The organism is Nostoc sp. (assembly GCF_036917515.1).
Taxonomy (GTDB): domain Bacteria; phylum Cyanobacteriota; class Cyanobacteriia; order Cyanobacteriales; family Nostocaceae; genus Nostoc.
This window is the reverse complement of sequence record NZ_JBALDE010000102.1, coordinates 25,200-31,885: the sequence shown is the minus strand read 5'-3', so window position 1 is coordinate 31,885 and position 6,686 is coordinate 25,200. Positions and strand designations below refer to the sequence as shown.

The following is a 6,686-nucleotide window of genomic DNA, read 5'->3' as shown; positions in this document are numbered from 1 at the left end:
CTTTGAACTCGAAAGTTGCACCTTTTTGCTTGAACGTTGAGCCTTTGAACTCGGAAGTTGCACCTTTTTACTCGAAGATTGAGTTTTTGAACTCGAAAGTTGAGCCTTTTTGCTTGAACGTTGAGCCTTTGAACTCGAAAGTTGCACCTTTTTGCTTGAACGTTGAGCCTTTGAACTCGGAAGTTGCACCTTTTTACTCGAAGATTGAGTTTTTGAACTCGGAACTTTAACCTTAGCACTCAGCACTCAGCACTCAACACTCCCCAATGCCCCATGCCCAACTCAATTATGAAGAAGTGCTTCGGGAGAATTTACTGTATCTTCTGGTATGGAAGTTTCGCCTTCCAATCCATTGATTCGACGGTAAAAATCTTGAAGGTAATTTAAATCTTGGGAAAAAAAGTTTTCCACGATTGCAGGAGTCACTTCTGATAAAGCACCCAAGTGGGTAATCACTCGCGACAAGATAATAATTGTCGCATAAACGGGATTAGCTTTAACACGTGGGTCACGCAAGGGTGCAATCTCGTCTATCGCCGTTGATAGCCGCATTACACCTTTGCGATGGAGGTTGCCTTCAGAGTCTAGATACCCCTTTGGCAGTGTAAATTCAAACTCTGTGGGAAACATAATCCTCCTGATTATTTCCTGATTATTTCACGCGTTTAAATTCCTCGAAAGCAACCTCTACTTCTTCAATTTCGATGTCTTGGCTGCGGGCATTGACATCAGCAATTTTATAACTTGTGGGCCAAGCACCGGCTAATTCAAATCTAGCTACTTCTTGATTTGCCTGATTATAAATAGACAAAGCAACAAGTCTACGTTGCTCAGACCAATTACCCTGTTGGACTTTTTCAAACCACTTCCAAAAATCCATAGAGTTGGTAATACCTCTACGCAAAACGAGATTACCACTCTTAGGATTGCTGGGAAGCTTAGTTCTCACCACCTGACCTTTTGACTGCCCTTTTGTACCCCAGCTTTGAGAAGTGACTTCAGTAATTTCAATTGCCTCTTGTGTTCTTTTGAAGCCTTGACACTCCAAAAAGAAGCAATCGGTACTATTTTGACCATCTAGTGTCAGTCCTAAATAAAACCGATGGGCTGTAAGAATTTCCGGAAGTTGACCTGCGGATTGTACCACTGTTGATTACTGCAAATGCTAATTATTTGATCCGTTTAATTCCTTCGTGAACCAATTCAATGGTTTCATTCGCCATATCACCACCAGAGGCACTTAAAGTAGGCCCAGTGTATTTACAGGGATAACAATTGACAATGTTCCAGCGTGCCTTTTCAGAGCCTTGTTGGTCGTAAGCAACCACCGAACCAGTCTTACGCTTTTCCTTCCACTTACGAGGGTCGCCCATGTCCTCGTTACAGTCTTGATACCATTTATAAAGGTCTATATCATCAGTGGCGATCACTTGTATTGTGATGTTGGTAAATTTTACAACAGTTGGTGTAGCTTGGCGCATTAGTTTTCCGGCCTTAGATGAGCCGTGGACATCTTGCGCTGGGGTATTTTCAACACCTAGTCCACTAATCTCTTTAATGAATTTATCAGTAATTCCATCAGCCTCGAAGTAAAATTTACAAGAGGTTAAAAATTCGCCTGCCATACTTTTAGACTCCTTTGTGTGTAATTAATTCCGAAATTGAGGACTAGAGATGGATGAGCAGGAAAAGCAGAGAAAGAGAAAAAATGCTTAACCCATGCCCAATGCCCGATTCCCTAATCCCTAAGTTAGTATTACTCGATGTCTTCAATGCCATTCCATTGGCTGATGCGGAAAATAACAAATTCAGCAGGTCTGACAGGGCAAACACCGACTTCAATATACAAACGACCTAAAATCCTGGTTTCTGGCGGGTTCAATTCTTCGTCGCATTTAACATAAAATGCCTGTTCTGGAGACGCCCCAAACAAAGCACCTTCACGCCAAATGCGCTCTAAAAAGTTACTAACGGTACGTGTCACACGCGCCCATAAATCTTGGTCGTTCGGTTCAAAAACTACCCACTGAGTCCCCAATTCTAAAGATTTTTCGATATAGCTAATTAGCCTACGTACACTGATGTAACGCCACTCTGTTTTATCTGGCTCAACTAGAGTGCGTGCCCCCCAAATGCGGATACCTCGATTGGGGAAGCTGCGAATGCAATTTATTCCCAGGGGGTTTAATAGTTCTTGTTCGCGGAAGTTGGTGTCATAGCCTAAACCAATTACGCCTCTAGGAACTTCATTTGCAGGCGCTTTGTAAACTCCTCTGGTTTCATCGGTGCGGGCCCAAACACCCATCACATGACCACAAGGAGGTACTAAAATTGGATTACCGCGATCGCGTGGATTAGGTACTTTGATCCAAGGATAATAAAGGGCGGCAAACATCGAACGACGGTTAAACCTATTCAACCACTCCACTACCTGTTGAGGTTTGACGGCATCTGGTGGCGCATCAAGTACAACCATGCGGTTGGGCGGATTGGGAATATCCCCACTAGCAGAACCCTCACACATACTAATCATCAGTTCGATGATCCCGTGGACTTGATCTAAATTAAGTACTTGCTCTTGATAAGCCCGCATCACATCAGGACAGGCCAGCATCGTGATTTCATCAACTTCAAAGATACCACGTACCCCGGTGCGATCGTCTCGAACCCCTTCTAAATTTTGCGAAAATCTATCGGGTGGAGTGGCGACAATGGGCGGTGCTAGTTCATATTGACCGTTAACCGGACGGCGAGCTAAAGGCTGTCCGCTTTGAGTAATATCTTCTACAGTGACATACATCGAATTTCTCAATGCCGTCAGCGCATAAGTTGCTGTTTGAGCATTGGGGTCGCGGTTCATCGTCAAATTCTCGTATTCTTCTAGAAGTTCATCTCCTCGACGAATCTCAATTGTAAAGTATTCCCCTGTATTTGGAGGAGCTTCTCCTTCAGTACCTTCAGGTAGGGCACGCGGTGAACTTTCAATAATTATGATATTTACTAATCCGCCTGCTGCTTGTTCAGGGCGCAAAGTAAAACGCAGGGCTGGACGATTACCTCGAGCGTTGATTCGTAAGTTAGCAGGTTCTGGAGTCGCGGGTTTGGGTGCGCCTGGTAATTGAGTACCGATGCTTGTCACCCAGCAGCGACCACCACCATTCATAAAGTAGCCGTAGACAGAAAAGGGTAAATAGGCGTTGAAGTCGGTGAATCCATCAGAGTTAAGACGGGCAAAATAGTTGAGATATTGCGTCCAGTTGGTTACTAACGTGGGCTTGTATAACTCAGCCCCATTACGAATATCTTCAGTAAAGCCGACAAATCCGGCAACTGCCGTGCTAACACCTTCAATTGGCCGGCTACCTCGGTCAATTTCTTCAATATAGACACCGGGAGCAAAGTAATCAAGTCTAGCCATCAAAGTCTCTCCAAGTCAGTAAAAATCTAATTATTCAGGAGTTAGAAATATTTCTTTGAAAGTATGACTTTGGTTATCTACCAATGCATTGACGTTTTGGGGTAAATAGCCAGGATGATTCAAAGTCAAAACATAATTACCTAAATGAAGGTCTTCAAAAAAGAACAGCCCTTCTTTGGTGGTTAATATGGACTTTTCAGTTCCCCTCACAGCCACTTCTGTCGCTACCAGCGGCAGATTTGTCGCAGCACTTTTGACAATACCCGCGATCGCGACTCGCCTGGTTAATACTAAACTGTCACTATCACGAGACGATTGATTTCGCAAATTGAAAATTCGCTCCCAAACCAAAGGTACTGGAGTAGGTTGTGGCTCGAAGGGTACTGTAACTGTCAAATATAAGGCTGAACGCAATGGCACATTGAGAGCACTCCATAAAGAGCCAATCTCAATTGGCGGTTCTAAGGCAACTGTCAGGTTCAAATTCCCATAGCCCCGCAATTCAGGAACCAAAAACTCCTCTTCCAAGGTGCGATGGCGCAACAGCACAGTCAACGCCTCACTAATAAAGTGATGCTCACCTAAAGCTGTTCTATCCCAGGCTGTTAATAGCAGCGAAACATCAAACCAAGCGGGTGCCCAATTTACAGTAGCAGGTTGTAGAGCGCGTGTTAGCTTGCGTTCAACTTGCCTGCCAGAATGTTGTACCTGCTTACTCTCACGTATATCATAAATGTACAAATTGAGAGTCGGGCCTGCTCCCTCTTCCCTTCTATTACCAGGATGGCTAAAGTCAATTTGCTCTGTACTGGTAAGTGAGGTTCCTCCAGCTAGAATTTCGGCTAAAGTTTGAAGAACGAAGATAAGCATCAGGGTGTTCTGCTGGTAGCTAATCCAGATGCATCTACAGTATATGTATCAGTCTTCTAAAGTTAATTAGACTTTTGTCGATATTTTTGGATTAGGCATTGGGCATTGGGCATGGGGCGTTGGCAGAGGGTAGAGGGTAAATACTTACTGCAACTTCTCCCCTACTCCCCATCTCCCCCAGAATGATCATTGAGGGGCTGGAAAATATTAGTTTCTCAAAAATCCGAAAAGCAGCAACTTCAGTTTGTAGATTAGTCTGGAGCGGTTCTTAATTGATTGCATTACATTTTTTTATTGTCGGGTGGGTATCTTGCCTTCCCTAGTTAAAGCGAAACGCCCATCCCAGAAGATTTATCGAAGTGTTACAAATCATAACTACTACGTACCAATCTATACTTATAAAAGTGAGATCCGCTGTGAATATAAACTTAATAATTCTTTGTTTGGATGAATTATCTAACAAGATAACTTAACAAAAAAATAAACATTACTTAAATGGCATAATTTTATACTGGTTAGCAGAATAGTAAAAACATTTAGTTGCAAAAAGCGAGTGAAGCTATGACACTAGGCTTTTCTGTACAAAAACTAGAAAATGACTCTAATTATTTGAGTTCCTCAGACATCCAAAGCTTTTGTCAGCTAGAGTCTGAGCAGTTAACTAGTCAATATCCAATTTTTTTCGCTCGGATTGTCTATCATGATTCATTGTTAAAAGCTCATCAAGAAGTTATAAATTATGGTCAAGACCAAGTTCCTTTTTCCCCAAAAACTTTAGCTTATTTGCGGTCAGAAGTATGGCTTACAGATTTTCCGCCTGCTTTGAATTTACATGAATTTAGACTTAAGGAATTTTCATCTATTTCTTACATTTGCCCCATAGGCTATAGAAATCAAAAACCTGAATACATTCAAATCATTACTCATGAACCTCTCTCAGAGAGTTTACAATTATATGTAAAACGCTCTGCTATGCTCCTGAGTAAGTATGTAGATATTTCCTTGGACTATAGAAGACAAAAAACTGAAATTAAACTTTTGGAAGATATCTTGCATCGAGTCGGACATCAATTGCGTAACTCTCTAGGACTCATAGGATTGTATGCACACAATTTATGCTTAGGGTTAGAGGATAGCCCTTGGCAAGAGCAAGCAACAATCATCGGCGAAAGCATACAAGATTTAGGTACTAATTTAACCGAACTGATTGATTGCGGTCAAAGTGCAAAATTAAAAGTGAAATTTCAAGATTTAAGAAGTTTGGTAGTTGAAAGTATCACCAGTTTACAACCTTTAGTTAATCAAAAACAACTTAAAATATCGATTCCAGATACATCGACAATACTGAAGATAGACAGATTACAAATGAAACAAGTTTTTGACAATATTCTTAGTAATGCTGTTCATTTCAGTCCGAATTTAGGAACTATTACCTGTAGCTGGCAAATTTTTCAAGATGAAGTTTTAATTAAAATCTCCGATCAAGGTCCAGGATTGTCTCAAGAAGATTCACAAAAAGTATTTACCCCATTTTATTCCCGGCGTAAAGGAGGCACAGGACTGGGGTTAACTATCGCTAAAAAAATCATTTTGGATCATCAAGGAAGTATCTGGGCACAAGTTTTATCAGAAAGTGGGGCACAATTTTCTGTAATTTTACCTCGACCAAGGAATGGATAAATAATTCGTAATTTCAAGATATGACTAATGATAATCAAAAACTTTCAGTTTTGCTGGTAGATGACGAAGAACGCTTCCGTCAAGGGTTACGTACTCTCCTAAATTTTTATAGTATTAATTCTGCATTACCTGTAGAAGTTATGGGTGATGCAGATTCTGTTGAGCAGGTTTTGAAGTTTACAACCCAGAAGTCTCCAGATTTAATTTTGCTGGATATGCAATTGAAAGGATGTGATGGAATTACAGTTCTGGCACGTCTTAAAGAAGCTGCTTTTACTGGTAAGGTTTTAGTATTGTCGGCTCATCAAGAAGACGACTGGATTTTTAGAGCAATGCAGGCGGGAGCCGCAGGTTATGTGTTTAAAAATCGTGTCGCAACCCAATTGTGTGATGCTATTGACACTGTAACAAGATCGGAAATTTATCTACCTTCAGAAGTTGCTAGTCGATTTTTCCGGTTTTTTCAGGCTTATTCAGATTCTTGTGTAAAAGTATGTCATGATCTGCATTTAACAGAAAGAGAGCAGGAAGTTTTATACTGGTTAACTCAAGGTGCTTCTAATGAAGAAATTGCTAAACATTTATATGTAACAGTTGCTACTGTTAAGGCGCATCTCACCAGTATTTTTGAAAAATTGAAGGTTACTAGTCGGACTCAAGCGATTGTGGCTGCCATCAAGTTAGGATTAGTTCACGCTTGAGCGTGACGGAAGTAATC

Annotated in this window: 7 protein-coding genes and 1 pseudogene; 3 read left to right on the top strand and 5 right to left on the bottom strand. The window is 41.3% G+C overall.

The genetic code is table 11. The annotated features are described in order from the left end of the window. Positions 1-230, top strand: a pseudogene (locus tag V7K89_RS12510) (hypothetical protein); the annotation flags it as partial. A gap of 52 nt (positions 231-282) precedes the next feature. Here V7K89_RS12510 and V7K89_RS12505 read toward each other — a convergent pair. The 5 genes from V7K89_RS12505 to V7K89_RS12485 all read right to left on the bottom strand — a co-directional run bounded on the left by V7K89_RS12505 (position 283) and on the right by V7K89_RS12485 (position 4,288). Continuing rightward, a complete protein-coding gene (locus tag V7K89_RS12505) occupies positions 283-630 on the bottom strand; it encodes a hypothetical protein (RefSeq protein ID WP_251959044.1) in 348 nt (115 codons plus the stop codon). 22 nt (positions 631-652) lie between these two features. Beyond that, positions 653-1,147 (bottom strand): phage tail protein, encoded by a 495-nt coding sequence (locus V7K89_RS12500; RefSeq protein WP_335187489.1) that lies wholly within the window; start codon positions 1,145-1,147, stop codon positions 653-655. Between the two features lie 22 nt (positions 1,148-1,169). Next, on the bottom strand, positions 1,170-1,625 hold the full coding sequence (locus V7K89_RS12495) for a phage tail protein (protein WP_335000143.1): 456 nt from the start codon (positions 1,623-1,625) through the stop codon (positions 1,170-1,172). Positions 1,626-1,756: 131 nt separating this feature from the next. After that, positions 1,757-3,418: a phage tail sheath family protein gene (locus tag V7K89_RS12490; protein WP_335187487.1), complete on the bottom strand. Its 1,662-nt coding sequence runs from the start codon at positions 3,416-3,418 to the stop codon at positions 1,757-1,759. Between the two features lie 30 nt (positions 3,419-3,448). Then, the gene (locus V7K89_RS12485) at positions 3,449-4,288 is read right to left on the bottom strand and encodes a Pvc16 family protein (protein ID WP_335187485.1); all 840 of its coding nucleotides are present in this window, start codon (positions 4,286-4,288) and stop codon (positions 3,449-3,451) included. Positions 4,289-4,849: 561 nt separating this feature from the next. Here V7K89_RS12485 and V7K89_RS12480 point away from each other — a divergent pair. Continuing rightward, complete coding sequence (locus V7K89_RS12480) at positions 4,850-5,968, top strand: sensor histidine kinase (protein WP_335187483.1); 1,119 nt, start codon at positions 4,850-4,852, stop codon at positions 5,966-5,968. A gap of 20 nt (positions 5,969-5,988) precedes the next feature. Then, on the top strand, positions 5,989-6,669 hold the full coding sequence (locus V7K89_RS12475; RefSeq protein ID WP_335187481.1) for a response regulator transcription factor: 681 nt from the start codon (positions 5,989-5,991) through the stop codon (positions 6,667-6,669). The last annotated feature ends 17 nt before the right edge of the window (positions 6,670-6,686 follow it).